The organism is Luteimonas soli (genome assembly GCF_042648865.1).
GTDB classification, from domain to species: Bacteria; Pseudomonadota; Gammaproteobacteria; order Xanthomonadales; family Xanthomonadaceae; genus Luteimonas; species Luteimonas soli.
The window spans coordinates 567997-585451 of sequence record NZ_JBHRYA010000007.1; the positions used below are offsets into that span (position 1 = coordinate 567997).

Here is a 17455-nt window from a genome sequence, read left to right on the forward strand (position 1 = left end):
GCATCCTGCCCCTGCGAAAAACGCCGCACATCCATGTGCGGCGCCCTTTGGGTCTTGTCCGCCGGCTCCGCCGCTGCGGAGGGGCCCCGAAGATCAAGATCAAGATCAACGGCAACGGCAACGGCAACGGCAAAAGGCGCATCTGCGCGGGTTGGCCGTAGGTCGGGGTTACACCCCCGACATGCTCTTCGCGTGGCAGCCGCCGCGGGCGAAGGCCCGCAGGGCGGGTCTTGGCTCGCCGCCACGCCGCCCATTCAACGGCCTTCTAGAACGCGTAATGCAGGTTCACCGACCCCTGCGTGTCGGTGCTGCCGCGGCCGCCGTCGCCGGCGCTGTCGTGGTTGACCTCCAGCCGCGACTGCAGGGTCAGGCGCGGCTGCAGCATGATGTCGACGCCGAGGGTCTGGCGCACGAAGGTGTTGTGGCGGCCGGTTTCCACGCGCACGCGCTGGTTGATCTCCGCCCAGTCGCCGAAGCGTTGCGACAGACGCAGCCCGCCGGTGGCGATCACGCCGATCGCGGCGGTGCCGTAGTCGGCGTATGGCTGCAGCCGGTAGCCGGTGCCCAGTTCCAGCTGCACGTGGGTGTCGGGCCGCCGGATCGCCGCCATTCCGTAGGTCGTGTCGACCTTGGCATAGCTGGCCTCGGCGTCGAACCATTCGCGCTTCGTGGCGGGGGCGTGCAGCGACGCATAGCTGCGGGTGGCCAGCGGCGATGCCCGGGCCGGGCGCAGGCGCGGCACGGTGCCGGGCACCTTGGGCTTCCACAGCGTGGTGTAGGCGGTCGGTTCCAGCCACTCCGCGTCCGGGCAGATCAGCCGGTAGCACGGCGCGCGCAGCGACACATGCCCGGCCGCGATCGCGAGCGCCGCCGGTTCTTCCGGCGACTCGGGCAGGGACTGCTGGAAGACGGGCAAGCCGGCAAGCGCCAGCCACCAGATCGCGGGCACGGCGGGGACTCTCTGGAAACGTCAGTGGAAACGATTACAGCGGGATTATGCCGGGTTCCGGATGACAATCCAAAGGATCACGGCCGTTTTCGCGCACGTATTCAGCCCACCTTCGGTTCCAGGGCTCGTTTGCGCAGTTCAACGCATTCAGTAATACAGCGACACCACATGCCGGGCCTGGGCGAAGAACAGCCAGCGTTCGATGAAGGCGCCGGCCAGCACGACCAACGCCGCTGCCGCCAGCGCGAAGGCGGGGCCGCCGATCCCCGCCGCCAGCAGCAGCCAGGCCAGCAGCGGGCCGCCGAGCAACAGCGCGCTGGCACCGACGCGCAGCCAGCGCGCGTGGCGGCGCGCGACCTGGAACGCCATTTCGCGGGTGACGTAGTTGGCTTCCGTGTGCGGACGCTCGAATACCGTGGCCTCGCGCGCCGGCAGGCCGATCGCCGCGGCGCGGGTGCCGGGCAGGCCGATGCGGTCGGTGTCATGCCAGTACAGCCATTTCAGCGCGACCAGCAGCGCGGCGACGATCGCCAGCGTCAACAGCATCGTGCCCGTGCCCTGGCTGCCAAGCATCGCCAGCATCAGTGCGAACAGCAGCGCCAGCCCGGTCAGCAGCGCGAACAGCAGGTACACCGGCAGCACCAGCGGGTGGCGCCAGGCCGGGATCGGCTTGAGCGAGGCGTAGATCATCGCCGTGCACGCCACCGTCGCCAGCGCGCACAGCGCCAGCACGATGCCCGACACCGCCAGCAGCGCCGCGAGGGTCGGGCCGGGCTCGCCCCACCACAGCAGCGCGCCGACTACCAGCGCCGGCAGCAATGTCGCGATCGCCAGTACGCCTTCGCGCGACAGCCACGATGTGCGCCACTGCGAGAACGCCCGCCACGCGCGCAGCGGCTTGCCCAGGTGGGCGAGCGAGGCCAGCAGGCCGATCGTCGACAGCGCCAGGCCGAGCAGCAGCGCCGCCAGCTGCACGCCTGCCAGCGTTGGCTGCACTTGCCCGCGCAGGCTGAGCAGCGCGAGCGACACGCCGAGCCACGCCAGCAGCCCGTAGCCGGCGCCGGAGAGGGTGGTGAAGAAGATGACGGAGAGGGCGGGGTGCATGGTGGTCGGGTTCTGCCGATGGAGGTGGTGCGATGCGGTTGGCGATCCTTGCCGGGTGTTGCCGTTGCTGTTGTTGTTGTTCTTGATCGTCATTCCCGCGCAGGCGGGAATCCAGTGACTTCGGCCCCGGCGTCATGACATGGGAGCAGCGTCCATGGATGACCAGACGTTCGTCTGTTGAAAACCCCGCCTGCGCGGGAATGACGGCTTGAGGGAGCCTTGGCAGCTTCCATGCCGACGCCTCCAACACTTCCACTGCCGCACCAATTCGCTGCCCGGCCGAAAATTCCTGTTCCCCCGAGCCTAGCGCTTCAGCAGCCGCCCGAGCCAATGCAGCGGCGATGTCGCTTCCTCGTCCGTGCCGTGCGCCGCGCTTCCACCGTCATTCCCACCACCATCGCGCCGCGGACGCGGCGGCAGGTAGCGGTTGACCGGCTCGTACCCCAGTTCCGGCATCAGCGCCACGCCGCCGCGCTCGGCGACGAGCTTCGACACGTCGGAACCCGGGTCGCCGAGGTCGCCGAAATGCCGGGCGCGGGTCGGGCAGGCCTGCACGCAGGCGGGCTGGCGTTCGCTTTCGTCCAGGTTCTCGTTGTAGATCCGGTCCACGCACAGCGTGCATTTCTTCATCACGCCCTCGACCGGCGAATACTCGCGCGCGCCGTACGGGCAGGCCCACGAACACAGCTTGCAGCCGATGCACTTGTCTTCGTCGACCAGCACGATGCCGTCCTCGGCGCGCTTGTAGCTGGCGCCGGTGGGGCACACGGTCACGCAGGCCGGCGTCTCGCAGTGCAGGCACGAACGCGGGAAGTGGAGGGTCATCGCCGGCTCCGGCGCATCGGCGCCCGGCGCGGTTTCGGCCAGCTCGTAGCTGTGCACGCGGTTGAACCACACCCCCGACGGATCCTTGCCGTACGGCTTCTCGTCGGTGAGCGGCCCTGCGATGCCGCCTGCGTTCCACTCCTTGCAGCTGGTCGCACAGGCGTGGCAGCCGACGCAGGTGTCCAGGTCGATCACCAGCCCGAGCTTGACCTTCGATGGCGGCGGCAGCGCGGTCACGGCAGCGTCCGGTGGCGCAGCTTGCCGGAGCCGTAGCCGACCAGCAGCAGCGAGAACACGAAGCCCAGCGCCGCACGCCAACGCGGCGACGGCGGCGGCACCATGCCGCCCATGCGCATCTGCGGGAACGCGGACGGATCGATGAAGGCCCAGGTGCTGATGACCAGCCCGATGATGCCGGCCAGCAGGCAGGCCCAGCGGATGACGCGCATCAACGTTTTCATCGTGTGCTCCTTCTTTTCGCGCGCATGGCGGCGCCGTAGCGCAGCGGCGCCTCGCTGGCCTCGGCGAACTCCAGCGGTGCGAACTGCGGCTCCGATTCGTCCGTGGAGCCGCCGACCTTGCGGATCGCCACGCGCAGGTCGAACCACGCCGCCTGCCCGGTGACCGGGTCGGCGTTGGCGTAGTCGCCGCGCGGGGTGATGTCGGAGATCAGGTGGTTCATCAGGAAGCCCTTGTCGCCTTCCGGCGCGTCGGCCGCCAGTCGCCAGGCGCGGCGGCGCTTGCCGATCGCGTTCCAGGTCCACACCGTATCCGGCTGCACGTTGGACGCGAACTTCGCCTGCACGGTGATGCTGCCGTGGTGCGAGGTGACGGTGATCCAGTCCTCGTCTGCCACGCCGTGTCTCGCACCCGTGTCCGGGTGCAGGTACAGGAAGTTGCGCGCGGTGATCTGCCGCAGCCACGCGTTCTGCGAGCCCCACGAGTGGTACATGAACATCGGGCGCTGGGTGATGGCGTGGAGGGGGAACAACTGCGTTGTTCTTGCTCCCTCCCCTTCAAGGGGAGGGCTGGGGAGGGGATGGGTTTCCCCACCGACCTGCGCGGATTCAAACGCCTCGTACCAGATCGGCAGCGGATCGAAATACGTCGCCACCCGCTCGCGATGTTCCGCCGGCGGCTGGTACGCGCCGTGTCCCTGCGCCGCAAGCCGGAACTTCTGTAGCGGCTCCGAATACAGCTGCAGCACGATCGGCGCGGTGGATCCGACGAAGCCGAGCTTCTGCGCCCATTCGAGGTAACCGCGGTTGGCCATCTTGAAGTAGCGCGCGTGCTCTGGGATCTCCTCGCGCCAGAAGCCGTTGTTCTCGATGTACCGCTGCAGTTGCTCGGGATTCGGCGCGCCCTTGCCGTGCGTTTCGCCGTCCTCGCCGCGCCAGCCGGCGAGCAGGCCGACGCCGGGCGCGCGTTCGTGGCGGACGATGTAGTCGGCGTAGTCGCGGTACTTCGGCGAGCCATCGGCATGCACCATGCCCGGCAGGCCGAGCCGCGCGCCAAGTTCCAGCAGCACCGACTGGAAGCCGCGCACGTCGCGCGCCTTGCCGTCGCCGCCGGCCTGCGTGGCCGGGTCGAACACGGGGTGCCGGATCGCATCGGCGGCGCCATCGGCATCGGAGATCGGGCGGTCGAGCAGGCTGATCGCGTCGAAGCGTTCCAGGTAGGTCGTGTCCGGCAGCACCAGGTCGGCGTAGGCGACCATCTCGCTGGCGAACGCATCCGAGTAGATGATGCGCGGGATGCGGTACTCGCCGCTTTCATCCTTGTCGGTCAGCCACTGCATCGTCTCGCGCGTGTTCATCGCCGAGTTCCAGCTCATGTTGGCCATGAACATCAGCAGCGTGTCGATGCGGTACGGGTCGCCGGCGTGCGCGTTGCGGATCAGGGTGTGCATCATCCCGTGCGCGGATAGTGGGTACGCCCACGAGAACGCGTGGTCGATGCGGCGCGGGCGGCCGTGTTCGTCGACCAGCAGGTCTTCGGGGCCGTGCACGTAGCCCAGCGGGCCGGCGTCGAGGGTGCCGTCGGCGCGGCGCGCCTTGCCGGGGCGGTTGGGCAGCGGGATCGGCTTGGGATACGGCGGCTGGTAGCGGAACGAGCCCGGCGCATCCACGGCGCCCAGCAGCAGCTGCAGCAGGTGCAGCGCGCGGCAGGTGTGGAAGCCGTTGCTGTGCGCGCTGATCCCGCGCATGGCGTGCATCGACACCGGGCGGCCGACCATCTGCGCGTGCTCGCGGCCCCAGGCGTCGGTCCATGCGACCGGCAGCACCAGGTTGCTCTCGAACGCTGCCTGCGCGAGCTCGCGCGCGATGCGGCGGATGGTGTCGGCGGGGATGCCGCACTGTTCGCTGGCGGCTTCCGGCGCGTACTGCGGATCGAGGTAGCGCTCGGCGATCAGCTGGAACACCGGCACGGCCCTGCGGCCGTCGGCGAGCGTGTACTCGCCGACGACGGCGGGCGCGATGTCGATCGCGTCGGCTCTTGCCTGTGCTCCCTCCCCTGCGGAGGCGGGGGGTGAGGAGGTGCGCTTGCGAGCCACTGGCTCGCGCGCCGACGAACGCACGCCAGCTGTGCTGGCGGGCTGGGCGGGCTGGGGAGGGGTGCTGTCGGCTCGGGCGTTCTTTCTGGAAGTTTGCACCGGATCCGACGCAACCCCCTCCCAACCTCCCCCTGCCTTCGCAGGGGGAGGGGCAAGAGCCCAGCACAGCACGTTGCCCTCCACGTCGCGCGCGAACAGCCCGTCATCCGCGCCACCCGGATTGCGCACCACCAGCCAGTGCGCGTTGGCGTAGCGCACCAGGTAGTCCAGGTCGATGCGGTCCATCCGCAGCAGTTCGTGGATCAGCGCGAACGCGAACAGTCCGTCGGTGCCCGGGCGGATGCCGATCCATTCGTCGGCGATCGCGCCGTAGCCGGTGCGCACCGGGTTGACCGCGACGATCTTCGCGCCGCGTGCCTTCAACTTGCCGAGGCCGAGCTTGATCGGGTTCGAGTCGTGGTCTTCGGCCACGCCCCACAGCATCAGGTACTGCGTGTGGTCCCAGTCGGGCTCGCCGAATTCCCAGAAGCTGCCGCCCAGCGTGTACAGCCCGCCGGCGGCCATGTTGACCGAGCAGAAGCCGCCGTGCGCGGCGTAGTTGATGGTGCCGAACTGCTGCGCCCACCAGCCGGTCAATGCCTGCGACTGGTCGCGGCCGGTGAAGAACGCCAGCTCGTCCGGGTTGCGCTCGCGGATCGGCGCCAGCCAGTCGGTGGCGACCTGCAGCGCTTCTTCCCACTCGATCTCGCGGAACTCGCCCTTGCCGCGCTCGCCCACGCGCAGCAGCGGCTTCGACAGCCGTGCCGGCGAGTAGTGCTGCATGATCCCGGCCGCGCCCTTGGCGCAGATCACGCCCTGGTTGACCGGGTGCGCGGGGTTGCCCTGGATGTAGCGCACCTTGCCGTCGGCCATCCACACCTTGATGCCGCAGCGGCAGGCGCACATGTAGCAGGTTGTTGTCTTGACCTCGTCGCCCGGTGACGGCGACAGGTCCAAGGCTGGCTCGCTGGGCTGGCGCATGGCCGCATTGTGCACGCGTGGCGCGCGTCAGTCACAAAGCGCGCGCTTGCGGCGCAGTTCTTCCTGCAGCAGCTCGCTGTCGCCGGACTGGGAGAGCTGCTGGATGTTGCTGGCGACGCGTGCGCACGGGTCGGTGGTGTAGCCGGGGCCGGCCACCAGCCCGCCGATCGCGCGCAGCACGCGCTCGGCCGAGATTGGTTCGCGCATGCGGAACGCATCCGTTCCCGGCCCCGGCAGCCTGGCGGCGCGATGTGCGAGCGGGTCCGCCGCGAAGGCATCGGCGTCGATCGCCGCGCGCGACAGTTCCCGGCCCTGTTCGATGAACACCGCGCTCATCGGTGCCTTGCCCGGCGCTGGCGGCGTGGCGTGCGCTTCAACCTGCGCTTCGGCGGGCGATGGGGTTCGTGGCGCACGCATGTGCGGCGCGGACGTGCGCATCGCATCCGGCCGGACCTCCGTCGCCGGCGGCGGGGGCGACGGCAACGACGGCTCGATCCAGGTCACCTGCAGCGCGCCGCCCGTTTCGCCGGAGGGGAGAACGATCTTCCGCGCCACCATCCACCAGAGGAACATGTGCGCGACGATCGTGAGCACGCACGCGAACACATGGCCGGGGTCGACCCTCCCTGTCCGTCCCATGCCCTGTCCCGTGGTGGAAAGGCGCGCAGTCTGTCGAGCGCCCGGTTAAACCGCGGTTACCGGTTCATTGCGGCGGCGTAATCCGGATCGACGGGTCGTTGTAGCGCGAATAGCGGATCAGGCTGGTGCCCGCCTTGCCCGGTTCGGTGATGACCGCCTGGACCTGCAGCGGCAGGCCGTTCGCGTCGACCCACATCGTGATGTCCGCCGGCGTGTCCGCCGAGGGCTGGCGCAGCAGGAACTTGCGCACGGGCTTGCCGTCGAGGATCGCGGGGCCAAGTGCCTGCACGACGATCCCGTCGTGGGCGTCCTCCAGCCGGCCCGGGTCGCGCCACTTGTCCGTCATCCCGGCCGGCATCTTCGAGCGGATGACCTGGCCGCCGGCCTGCATGTACATGGTGTCGCCGATGATCGTCTGGCTGCCGATGCCGCCGGGCATGGTCATGCGGAAGCGGTCGGGGGCGACGAAGTCGAGTTCGGAGACCATCTTGGCGCCCTGCGCCTCGACCTGCATGGTGGCGTGATAGCTGCGGATGCCCTTGAACGCGCCCAGCGAGGCCATCAGTTCGGCCCTGGCGTCCGCGGCGGGCCCGTTGTTGGTGGCTTCATCGACGGCCGGATCGGCGGGCGCGGCAGGTTCCCCGGTCGCGTCGGCGCGGGCGTCCGGGCCAACCGGCGCGGGCGCGCCCCGGTCGCAGGCGGCCAGCGCGAGCGCGGCGCAGGCGCACAGGAGCAGCGTCATCGGGCGGTGCATGGACATCGGGGAAAGTTCCTTCGCGGGGGTTACCCGGTTATACGAAACATGCCAGCGAAACATGCCAACCCGGGCCATAATCGCCCCATGGACCGATACGAACGCATCCTCTCGCTGCACCGCATCCTCAAGACCGCGCGCTACCCGGTGACGGTGGCCCGGCTGCGCGACGAGCTGGAATGCTCGCGCGCCACCGTCTACCGCGACCTGGCCTTCCTGCGCGACGGGCTGATGGCGCCGGTGGTGGGCGACGGCGAAGCCGGCTTCCGCTACGACGCCGACGAAGGCGACCGTTTCGAACTGCCCGGCCTGTGGCTCAACTCCGACGAACTGCACGCGCTGCTCGCCGCGCAGCAGCTGCTCTCGCGCAGCGGCGGCGGCGTGCTGTCGTCGGCGCTGGCGCCGCTGCAGGGGCGGATCGAGAAGCTGCTGTCCGAACACGCGGCCGGCAAGCCGTGGCCGGTCGAACGCGTGCGGGTGATCCCGCATCGCACCCGGCGCATGGACGAGCACGCCTTCCGCACCGTGTGCTCGGCGGTGCTGTCGCGCAAGCGGCTGTCGTTCGAGTACCGCGCCCGTTCCACCGACGAAAAGACCCGGCGCACGGTGTCGCCGCAGCGCATCACCCACTACCGCGACAACTGGTACCTCGATGCCTGGGACGAGGAGAAGGAGGCGCTGCGCAGTTTTTCCGTCGACCGCATCACCGGCGCGCGCCAGCTCGACGCCGAAGCGCGCGACGTCGACGACGCGCAGCTCGACCAGCACCTGGCCGGCAGCTACGGCATCTTCTCCGGCCCGCCCAAGGGCGTGGCGACGATCGTGTTCAGCGCCAAGGCCGCGCGCTGGGTGGCTGACGAGCACTGGCATTCGCAGCAGCAGGGGCGTTACCTCGCCGATGGCCGCTACGAGCTGAAAGTGCCCTACAGCGCGCCGCGCGAGCTGCTGATGGACGTGCTGCACTACGGCAGCGACGCCGAGATCGTCGAGCCCGAGTCGCTGCGCGCGCAGGCGCGCACGCTGCTGACCCTGGCGCTGGGCAACTACGAGCGCTGAGGCGATGACCGCCGCCGCGTCCGCTGCCGCGACCGGCGAGCCGATCGCGCTTGCGCTTGGCGCCGGCGGCGCGCGCGGGCTGGCGCAGATCGGCGTGATCGAAGCGCTGGAGGCGCGCGGACTGCGGATCGCCTCGGTGGCCGGTTCGTCCAGCGGCGCGCTGGTCGGCGGCGTGTACGCGGCCGGCAAGCTGCGTGAATTCCGCGAAGGCTTCGAGAAGCTCACGCGTGGCCAGTTCCTGCGCCTGCTCGACCCGGTGGTCGGGCGCCCCGGGATGATCGGTGGCGAGCGGCTGGTCGACGCGATGCGCGAGGTGGTCGGCGACCCGCGCATCGAGGAACTCGCGCTGCCGTTCACCGCCGTGGCCGTCGACATGGAGCGCCAGCGCGTGGTGTGGCTGCGCAGCGGCCCGCTGTGGGAGGCGCTGCGCGCGTCGTTCGCGATCCCCGGCCTGTTCCCGCCGCAGGTGGTGCACGGGCGCGAACTGGTCGACGGCGGCCTGCTCGCGCCGATGCCGATCACGGCCACGCGGCTGTCCGACGCGCACCGGCTGGTCGCCGTCGACATGCACAGCCGCCCGCGGCGGCCGCCCGGCGAACCGGCCGACGGCGTGCCCGCAGCGCCCGTGCGCGGCTCGCGGCTGGCGCGCTGGCTCGACCGGCGCCTGGGCAACCCGCCGGGCGAGGCCAGCATGATCGACACCATGTCGCGCGCGCTGGACACCATGCAGGCGCAGATCGCGCGCGGGCAGCTGGCGCTGGATCCGCCGGAACTGGCGATCAACATCCCGCGCGACGTGTGCCAGGTCTACGAGTTCTGGCGCGCGAAGGAAGTGGTCGAAGTCGGTCGCGAAGCCGCGGAGAAGGCGCTGGATACCGCCGGGTACTGATTCCCCGCCCCGCTCTTGTGGGAGCGGCTTCAGCCGCGAGCTTTTCCCACGGCACATCCGCCAGGCCCAACCCGCGCGGCAACGACGCCCCAGGCCCCAGGTCGCAGCCTTTGAGATGCCCCCCCGCCAAGCTGCGCTCCCGACCCGAGGAGCACCGCCATGACGCCTGCCAGCCGACCGCTGTTCCACGATGCCGCCATCAACGATGCCGCCGCGCCACCCCTGGCCGCCTGGCTGCTGGGCATGCTGTTCCTCGGCGCCATCGCCATGCTTTCGCTGCCGGCCGCCCGCGCCGACAGCGCCGCCTTCGGCTGGATGCCGCTGTGGCTGCTGGGCATGCCGCTGGCCAGCCTCGCCGCGCTGGCCGCGGCCCGCCTCCACCTGCGCCTGCCGCGCCGCCGCATGCCGGACTCGTCACCGGCCATGCGGCGGCGCCGGCCGGGCACCACCCAGGCGCGTCGCCGCCCAACCCCCGTGCGCACCAGGCTGCCCCGCGCAGCGTAGGTCGGGGCTACCCCCCGACGCCTTCCAGCCGACCTTCGACCCGCCCGGGGCCAACGTCCCGCACCAACCGTTCCGCCCCCCCATGTCGGGCCCCGCGCTGCGGGGCTCCGCGCGCGTGCAGTCCGCTCTCCGCGCGCCCGGCCTGCCCGCGCCGCTGTGCTAGCGTTGCCTGTTTCAACGCCACCAGAGCCTGGGGATCCGAATGTCCAAGTTGTCGCACGTTTGCCTCGCCGCGGGACTCGCGGCCGCCGCCGGACTGGCCGGCACGCCCGCACTGGCCGCGCAGGCCGACCAGAACGCACCGAAGGAGGACGCCATGCCGGCCACGCCCGCCGATCCGTACCTGTGGCTCGAGGACGTCACCGGCGACAAACAGCTGGCCTGGGTGCGCGAGCAGAACGCCCGCACCGAAGCCGAACTGGCCGGCGCGCCGGGCTTCGACAAGCTCGAATCCGACATCCTCGCCGTGCTCGATTCCGACGCCAAGATCCCCTACGTCGGCAAGCGCGGCGAGTACTACTACAACTTCTGGCAGGACGCGCAGCACGAGCGCGGCATCTGGCGCCGCACCACGCTCGAGGAGTACCGCAAGGACGAGCCGAAGTGGGAAACCCTGCTCGACCTCGACGCGCTGAACAAGGCCGAGAACGAGAACTGGGTCTGGCACGGCGCCGACTGCCTGCGCCCGGACTACACCCGCTGCCTGGTCGCGCTCTCGCGCGGCGGCGCGGACGCCGACGTGACCCGCGAGTTCGACCTGACGACGAAGCAGTGGGTGGAAGACGGCTTCTACCGTCCGGAAGCCAAGGGCAGCCTGGGCTGGATCGACCGCGACACCGTGTACGTGGCCACCGACCTCGGTCCCGGTTCGATGACCGAGTCCGGCTACGCGCGCATCGTCAAGGAGTGGAAGCGCGGCACGCCGATCGAATCGGCGACGGTCGTCTACGAAGGCAAGCCCACCGACATGGCGATCGGCGCCGGCCACGACGACACGCCCGGCTACGAGCGCGACTTCGTGTACCGCGCGCTCGCCTTCTACAACAACGAGCTGTACCTGCGCGGCAAGGACGGCAAGCTGACCAAGGTCGACGTGCCCAACTCGGCGCAGAAGTCGGTGCAGCGCGAATGGCTGGGGCTGGAACTGCGCGAGCCGTGGGAGGTCGGCGGCAAGACCTACAAGGCCGGTTCGTTCATCGTCACCCGCTTCGACGACTTCATGGCCGGCGGGCGCGACTTCGACGTGCTGTTCGAGCCGACCGACACCACCTCGCTGGCCGGCGCGACGATGACGAAGTCGCAGCTGGTGCTCAACGTGCTCGACGACGTCAAGAACCGCCTGTCCGTGGTGCGCCACGGCGCCGACGGCTGGACCTCCGAGCCGCTGCGGATCGGCGACATGGAGCTGGGCACCACCAGCGTGGGCGCGGTCGATGCCGACGAGAGCGACGCGCTGTGGATCACCACCACCAACTACGTCACGCCGACCACGCTGATGCTGGCCGAACAGCCGGGCAAGGCCGAGCCGGAAACGCTCAAGACCATGCCGGTGTTCTTCGACGCGTCCAGGGACGTGATCGAACAGCACTTCGCCACCAGCAAGGACGGCACCCGCGTGCCGTACTTCATCGTGCATCCGAAGGACCTGGCCCTCGACGGCAGCGCGCCGACGCTGCTGTACGGCTACGGCGGCTTCGAGATCTCGCTGACGCCGTCGTACTCGGGCACGGTCGGCAAGGGCTGGCTCGAGAAGGGCGGCGTGTACGTGGTCGCCAACATCCGCGGCGGCGGCGAATACGGCCCGCGCTGGCACCAGGCGGCGTTGAAGGAAAAGCGCCACAAGGCCTACGAGGACTTCGCCGCGGTGGCGCAGGACCTGGTGGCGCGCAGGATCACTTCGCCGCAGCACCTGGCCGCGATGGGTGGCAGCAACGGCGGCCTGCTCACCGGCAACATGCTCACCCAGTACCCGGAGCTGTTCGGCGCGATCGTGATCCAGGTACCGCTGCTGGACATGAAGCGCTACAGCCACCTGCTCGCCGGCGCGTCGTGGATGGCCGAGTACGGCGATCCCGACACCGCCGACTGGGAGTTCATCAAGACTTTCTCGCCGTACCAGCTGTTCGACCCGGCGCAGGACTACCCGGCGACTTTCATCTGGACCACCACCCGCGACGACCGCGTGCATCCCGGTCACGCCCGCAAGATGGCCGCGAAGATGCTTGCCGCCGACAAGGACGTGCGCTACTACGAGAACACCGAAGGCGGCCACGGCGCCGGCGCCACCAACAAGCAGTCCGCGCACGTGTGGGCGCTGAACTACACGTTCCTGTGGAACGAGTTGGCGAAGTAATCATGTAAAGAAGGCCCCTTTCCCGCGAAACAGGAGAGGGGCTCCAGAACTCGTGTTCCCCAGCTTCTCGTGGGAGCGGCTTCAGCCGCGAGCTCTTCGACCAGCCCAGCGCGACTCGAGCCGCCCGCCAAGGACAACCGCATGAACAACTCAGCCACCCTCCCCGAACCGCGACACGTCATCGACTTCTGGCGCGAAGCCGGCCCCGCCAAGTGGTTCGCCCGCGACGACGCCTTCGATGCGCGCTTCCGCGAACTGTTCGCCGACGCCCACTGGGCCGCCGCCCGGCGCGAACTGGAACCGTGGATGGACACCGCCGACGGCGCGCTGGCGCTGCTCCTGCTGCTCGACCAGTTCCCGCGCAACTGCTTCCGCCGCAGCGGCCACGCCTACGCCACCGATCCGCTGGCGCGGCACTACGCCGCGCTCGCGGTCGACGCCGGTTTCGATACGCAGGTCGACCCGGCGCTGCGGGTGTTCATGTACCTGCCGTTCGAGCACTCCGAGGACATGGCCGACCAGCTGCGCTGCATCGAGCTGACGCGCGCGCTCGATCCGGAGTACATGAAGTACGCGGTCGCGCATCGCGACGTGATCGAACGCTTCGGCCGCTTCCCGCACCGCAACCGCGAGCTGGGCCGCGTCAACACGCCGGACGAGCAGGCCTGGCTCGATGCCGGCGGCGGGTTCTGAGCGGCCGGTCGTGCGTCAGTAGCGCGGCACCGACGGATCCACGTCCTGCGCCCAGGCGTCGATGCCACCGGCGATGTTGAACACCTCGGTGAAGCCATGCGCGCGGAAGTGGTCGGCCGCCTGTGCACTGCGCCCGCCGTGGTGGCAGAGGAAGCCCAGCGGCAGGTCGCGCGATTGTGCCAGCAGGTCCTCGAACCCACCGGCGTCGAGCACCGCGTAGGGCAGGGCGATGGCCGCCAGCTCGCGCTCCTGCGGTGGGCGCACGTCGACGATGGTGAGGCTGCCTTCGCGCAGGCGGGCGTCGGCTTCGGAGGGGGACAGGTCCCGGATTTCACTATTCATCCGGGCATTTTAACGCGGCGTGGCATCATCCACCGATGAGCGCGATCCGCGAACCACTGCCGTCCCTGCACCGCGTCCCGCGTGCGTCTCCGGCATGGATCTGGGTACTGCTGGCCGCGCACCTGGCCGTGTTGCTGGCGTGGTGGTGGCTGGGCTGGCGTGCCGGCCTGCCGCTGCTGGTCGCCGTCCACCTGGCCTTCCTCTGGGGCGCGCTGCGGCCGCGCTCGGCGATGTACGGGCCGGTGCTGTCGCACCTGCCGGTCACGGACAGGCGCGTGTGGCTGACGATCGACGACGGCCCTTCCGACGACACGCCGGCGCTGCTCGACCTGCTCGACGCGCACCGGGCGAAGGCGACGTTCTTCCTGGTCGGCGAACGCGCGGCGGCGCGGCCGGACCTGGTGCGCGAGATCGCCACGCGCGGCCACGGCATCGGCAACCACAGCCACGCCCATCCGCAGGCCTGGTTCTGGGCGCTGGGGCCGGCGCGGATGCGGCGCGAGATCACGCAGTGCCAGGAAGTGCTGCGCGCGATCACCGGCCGCGCGCCGCGCTGGTTCCGCGCGGTGGTCGGGCACGCGAACCCCTTCGTGTCGGCGCCGCTGCGCGACTGCGGCCTGGCGCGCGTGGCCTGGGATGCGCGCGCGTTCGATGCGGTGCGTGGCGATCCGGTTGCGGTGGTGGCGCGGCTGGAGCGCGAACTCGCGCCCGGTGCGATCGTGCTGCTGCACGAGGGTGCGCGGCACGGCCGCAACGTCGAGATGATCGGATTGCTGCTGGAGCGCATGCAGGCGTTGGGTTACGCGACGGTATTGCCCGAAGACCTGTAGGTCGGGGCTACACCCCCGACGCGCGCGGCAACCGGAGCCGATGAATTCCCGGTGCGAGACGATCAAGAGCTGGCCGGACGTAGGTCGGGGCTACGCCCCCGACGCACGCGGCAACCGGAGCCAACGGATTCCTGGAGCGGGACGATCAAAAGCCTGGAGCAGGACGATCAAAAGCCGTCGGGGGCGTAGCCCCGACCTACGGATTCTGGCCGACCACCAGCCAGTTGTTGAACGGCGTGCGACCCCACAGCGGTTCGATCGTCACCTGCAGGCCGGCGCCTTCCAGGATTGCGCGCAGGCCGTCGGCGTCCGGGTAGCAGCGCGGCGACGACTGCATCCAGCCGATGAGGTTCGCCGCGCGGTCGCCGATCCGCGAAACCAGCCCGCGGCGGCTGCCGTCGACCAGCCCGGTACGGATCACCAGCCGCGCGCCGGGCGTCAGCATCGCGATGACGTTCTCCAGCAGCTGTTGCTGCGCAGGTGCGCGCAGGTACTGAAGCACGTCGAGGATTGCGACGCTGCCCTCGTGCCGGGGCAGGTGGTGGGCGAGGTCGACGACCTCGAACCGCGTCGGCGCCAGGCCGCTGCGCTCCGCGGCGGCGATCGCGCGCCCGATCTTGTCCGCGTCGTTGTCGACGCCGTAGTACGGCATCGCCTGCCCGTCCTGGCGCAGCGCGTGCGCGAGCAGGCCAAGGCCGCAGCCCAGGTCCATTACCGGCGCGTTGCTGCCGCGCAGCGCGCGCAGCACGCCGGGGTAGAGCGGGTCGGTCGACAGCTTGCTGCGGATGTAGTGGTAGTCCCAGCGGTTGAGCACCTTGTGCGGCGGCAGGAACGCCTCGGCGATCGCGGTCGCCTGCTCGCGCGGCAGCGGCTCGCCGCTCATGGCGCGAGCATCCCGCGCGCCGCCGGCAGCGCCAGCGCCGCCCATTGCGCGTACATCGCGGCAGACGGATGCAGGCCGTCGTCGACCAGCATCGCCGCCTCGGCGCCACGCCGGCGGCTCACCGGCGTGACGTCGACGAAGGCCACGCCGCGGCTTTCGCAGACTCCGCGTGCAGCGGCATTGCAGGCGTCGATTTCGCGCGCCACCTGCACCGCGTCGCGCCCTTCGCGCGCGGCGAACGGCGTCACGCCCCAGTCGGGGATAGAGAGCACCAGCACGCGGCCGGCGCGGCCGCCCGCGTAGCCGATCGCGCGCGTGAGCAGGCCGGCGAATTCGTCGCGATACTCGTCGACGCCGCGACCGCGATACTGGTTGTTGACGCCGATGAGGAGGCTAGCGAGATCCCAGGCATCCGGATCCGCCTTTGATCTCGTGGGAGCGGCTTCAGCCGCGAGCTTTTCGATCCGGGCCGAAGAGCTCGCGGCTGAAGCCGCTCCCACATGAGCTTCTTCGGCAGGTTTCTTGCCTGCATCAAACGCATCCAGTGCCGCCGACAGTTCGTCCGTGGTCCAGCCGGTCCTGGCGATGATCTTCGGGTCGCCCAGCATCACGCCCTCCGCGCGCAGCGCACGCGCCAGCTGCACGGGCCAGCGGTCCGCGGGCGCCACGCCCTCGCCGATGGTGTAGCTGTCCCCGAGCGCCAGGTAGCGCAGCGCACGCAGCGGCGGCAGCGGGCCGCCGGTCATGCGCGCCGTGGTCATGTCCCCACCGCCCGCGCGGCGTCGCGGCCCGCTTCCACGCGGCGCGACAGCACGCGGTCGATGCGTGCGAACACCTCGCGCAGCGCATCGGGTTCGGGAAGCAGGGTGACGCGGAAATGGTTGCGGTAGGGCACGTTGAAGCTCGAGCCGGGCACGATCAGCACGTCCTGCGTCTCCAGCAGCTCCAGCGCGAATGCGTGGTCGTCGAATCCTTCGGCCGCGGCGCCGGTGACGCCGGGGAACGCGTACAGCGCCGCATCCGGGACCACCAGTTTCAGGTGCTCGCTGGCCGCACAGCTTTCCACCACCGCGCGCCGCGCCTCATGCAGGCGCCCGCCCGGCGCGCACAGCGGCGCGATGGTGTCGATGCCGTGCAGGGCGGCCTCGATCGCGAACTGCCCGGGGACGTTGGCGCACAACCGCAGCGCACCGAGCAGGTCCATCGCGTGGTGGAACTCGCCGCTGCGCATCGGGTCGCCCGACAGCACTGCCCAGCCCACGCGCCAGCCGCAGGCGCGATGCACCTTGCTCAGCCCGCCGAACGACAGGCACGGAACGTCGCCGGCGATCGGCGCCACCGGCACGAATTCCGCGTCGTCGTAAAGGATGCCGTCGTAGATCTCGTCGCACATCAGCAGCAGATCGTGCTTCGCCGCGATGGCGACGATGCGCTCGAGCAGTTCGCGCGGATAGCTCGCGCCGGTCGGGTTGTTGGGGTTGATCAGCACGATGGCGCGCGTGCGCGAGGACACCAGCGCTTCGATCTCCTCCGGGTCGGGCAGGAAGTCGTCGGCCACCTTGCAGCGGTAGTACACCGGGCGGCCGTCGTTGAGGATGGTGGAGGCCGACCACAGCGGGTAGTCGGGCGAGGGCAGCAGCACCTCGTCGCCGGGGTTGAGCAGGGCGCGCAGCGACAGGTCGATCAACTCGCTCACGCCGTTGCCTATGAACACGCGTTCGGGTGAAGCGTTGGGCGTGCCGCGGGCCTTGTGGAACGCGGCGACCGCATCGCGCGCGGCCGGCAGGCCCTGCTGGTGGGTGTAGGGGACGGTGTCGGCGATGCCGTCGGCGATCGCGCGCTGCAGGTGCTCGGGCGCCCGGAACCCGAACGCGCCCGGGTTGCCGATGTTGAGCTTGATCAGGGTCCGGCCCTGCGCTTCGAGTTCGCGGGCCCGGCGGGCCAGTTCACCGCGGATTTCGTATCGGACTTCGGACAGGCGTTCGCGGGTCTTCAGGCTGGGCGGCGACATCGGTTGGCGGACGGCGGAAGTGGTCGCAAAGCCTAGCGGAAAAACGCCC

The 17455-nt window shown here is 70.2% G+C and carries 17 protein-coding genes; 6 read left to right on the forward strand and 11 right to left on the reverse strand.

Annotation, left to right across the window (positions count from 1 at the left end; translation table 11 throughout):
• Nucleotides 1-265 precede the first annotated feature (265 nt).
• The 7 genes from ACFONC_RS09915 to ACFONC_RS09945 all read right to left on the reverse strand — a co-directional run bounded on the left by ACFONC_RS09915 (nucleotide 266) and on the right by ACFONC_RS09945 (nucleotide 7851).
• A complete protein-coding gene (locus tag ACFONC_RS09915; RefSeq protein WP_386743646.1) occupies nucleotides 266-949 on the reverse strand; it encodes a DUF481 domain-containing protein in 684 nt (227 codons plus the stop codon).
• Between the two features lie 147 nt (nucleotides 950-1096).
• Entirely contained in the window at nucleotides 1097-2146 is a 1050-nt protein-coding gene (locus ACFONC_RS09920) for a dimethyl sulfoxide reductase anchor subunit family protein (protein WP_386743648.1), read from the reverse strand.
• Between the two features lie 210 nt (nucleotides 2147-2356).
• The gene (locus tag ACFONC_RS09925; protein WP_386743650.1) at nucleotides 2357-3115 is read right to left on the reverse strand and encodes a 4Fe-4S dicluster domain-containing protein; all 759 of its coding nucleotides are present in this window, start codon (nucleotides 3113-3115) and stop codon (nucleotides 2357-2359) included.
• Nucleotides 3112-3339 (reverse strand): hypothetical protein, encoded by a 228-nt coding sequence (locus ACFONC_RS09930; protein WP_386743652.1) that lies wholly within the window; start codon nucleotides 3337-3339, stop codon nucleotides 3112-3114. The genes ACFONC_RS09925 and ACFONC_RS09930 overlap by 4 nt, the downstream gene beginning before the upstream one ends.
• On the reverse strand, nucleotides 3336-6452 hold the full coding sequence (locus tag ACFONC_RS09935) for a molybdopterin oxidoreductase family protein (protein ID WP_386743654.1): 3117 nt from the start codon (nucleotides 6450-6452) through the stop codon (nucleotides 3336-3338). Before ACFONC_RS09935 ends, ACFONC_RS09930 begins: the two co-directional genes overlap by 4 nt.
• Nucleotides 6453-6479: 27 nt before the next feature.
• Complete coding sequence (locus tag ACFONC_RS09940; protein ID WP_386743656.1) at nucleotides 6480-7091, reverse strand: hypothetical protein; 612 nt, start codon at nucleotides 7089-7091, stop codon at nucleotides 6480-6482.
• 64 nt (nucleotides 7092-7155) lie between these two features.
• Nucleotides 7156-7851: a LolA family protein gene (locus ACFONC_RS09945; protein WP_386743657.1), complete on the reverse strand. Its 696-nt coding sequence runs from the start codon at nucleotides 7849-7851 to the stop codon at nucleotides 7156-7158.
• Nucleotides 7852-7932: 81 nt separating this feature from the next.
• Between ACFONC_RS09945 and ACFONC_RS09950 the strand changes: the two genes are divergently transcribed.
• The 5 genes from ACFONC_RS09950 to ACFONC_RS09970 all read left to right on the forward strand — a co-directional run bounded on the left by ACFONC_RS09950 (nucleotide 7933) and on the right by ACFONC_RS09970 (nucleotide 13340).
• Nucleotides 7933-8901 carry a helix-turn-helix transcriptional regulator gene (locus ACFONC_RS09950; RefSeq protein ID WP_386743658.1) on the forward strand — a complete coding sequence of 323 codons (969 nt, stop codon included), beginning with the start codon at nucleotides 7933-7935 and terminating at the stop codon, nucleotides 8899-8901.
• Between the two features lie 4 nt (nucleotides 8902-8905).
• Nucleotides 8906-9790 carry a patatin-like phospholipase family protein gene (locus ACFONC_RS09955; RefSeq protein ID WP_386743660.1) on the forward strand — a complete coding sequence of 295 codons (885 nt, stop codon included), beginning with the start codon at nucleotides 8906-8908 and terminating at the stop codon, nucleotides 9788-9790.
• 159 nt (nucleotides 9791-9949) lie between these two features.
• The gene (locus ACFONC_RS09960) at nucleotides 9950-10294 is read left to right on the forward strand and encodes a hypothetical protein (protein WP_386743662.1); all 345 of its coding nucleotides are present in this window, start codon (nucleotides 9950-9952) and stop codon (nucleotides 10292-10294) included.
• A 202-nt stretch (nucleotides 10295-10496) separates the two neighbouring features.
• Nucleotides 10497-12647 (forward strand): prolyl oligopeptidase family serine peptidase, encoded by a 2151-nt coding sequence (locus tag ACFONC_RS09965; RefSeq protein WP_386743664.1) that lies wholly within the window; start codon nucleotides 10497-10499, stop codon nucleotides 12645-12647.
• 141 nt (nucleotides 12648-12788) lie between these two features.
• Complete coding sequence (locus ACFONC_RS09970) at nucleotides 12789-13340, forward strand: DUF924 family protein (RefSeq protein WP_386743666.1); 552 nt, start codon at nucleotides 12789-12791, stop codon at nucleotides 13338-13340.
• Nucleotides 13341-13355: 15 nt separating this feature from the next.
• On the opposite strand, the gene ACFONC_RS09975 is transcribed toward ACFONC_RS09970, so the two are convergent.
• Nucleotides 13356-13682, reverse strand: coding sequence for a rhodanese-like domain-containing protein (locus ACFONC_RS09975; RefSeq protein WP_386743667.1), 327 nt, complete (start codon nucleotides 13680-13682; stop codon nucleotides 13356-13358).
• A 35-nt stretch (nucleotides 13683-13717) separates the two neighbouring features.
• Here ACFONC_RS09975 and ACFONC_RS09980 point away from each other — a divergent pair, with 35 nt between their 5' ends.
• Complete coding sequence (locus ACFONC_RS09980) at nucleotides 13718-14512, forward strand: polysaccharide deacetylase family protein (RefSeq protein ID WP_386743669.1); 795 nt, start codon at nucleotides 13718-13720, stop codon at nucleotides 14510-14512.
• Nucleotides 14513-14708: 196 nt separating this feature from the next.
• Here the strand turns inward: ACFONC_RS09980 and ACFONC_RS09985 are convergent, their stop codons facing one another.
• The 3 genes from ACFONC_RS09985 to ACFONC_RS09995 are packed head-to-tail and all read right to left on the reverse strand — an operon-like array spanning nucleotide 14709 to nucleotide 17406.
• On the reverse strand, nucleotides 14709-15380 hold the full coding sequence (locus tag ACFONC_RS09985) for a class I SAM-dependent methyltransferase (RefSeq protein WP_386744638.1): 672 nt from the start codon (nucleotides 15378-15380) through the stop codon (nucleotides 14709-14711).
• 11 nt (nucleotides 15381-15391) lie between these two features.
• Nucleotides 15392-16156, reverse strand: a complete 765-nt coding sequence (locus ACFONC_RS09990) for an SGNH/GDSL hydrolase family protein (RefSeq protein ID WP_386743671.1) — start codon at nucleotides 16154-16156, stop codon at nucleotides 15392-15394.
• On the reverse strand, nucleotides 16153-17406 hold the full coding sequence (locus ACFONC_RS09995) for an aminotransferase class I/II-fold pyridoxal phosphate-dependent enzyme (RefSeq protein WP_386743673.1): 1254 nt from the start codon (nucleotides 17404-17406) through the stop codon (nucleotides 16153-16155). Before ACFONC_RS09995 ends, ACFONC_RS09990 begins: the two co-directional genes overlap by 4 nt.
• Between the last annotated feature and the right edge of the window lie 49 nt (nucleotides 17407-17455).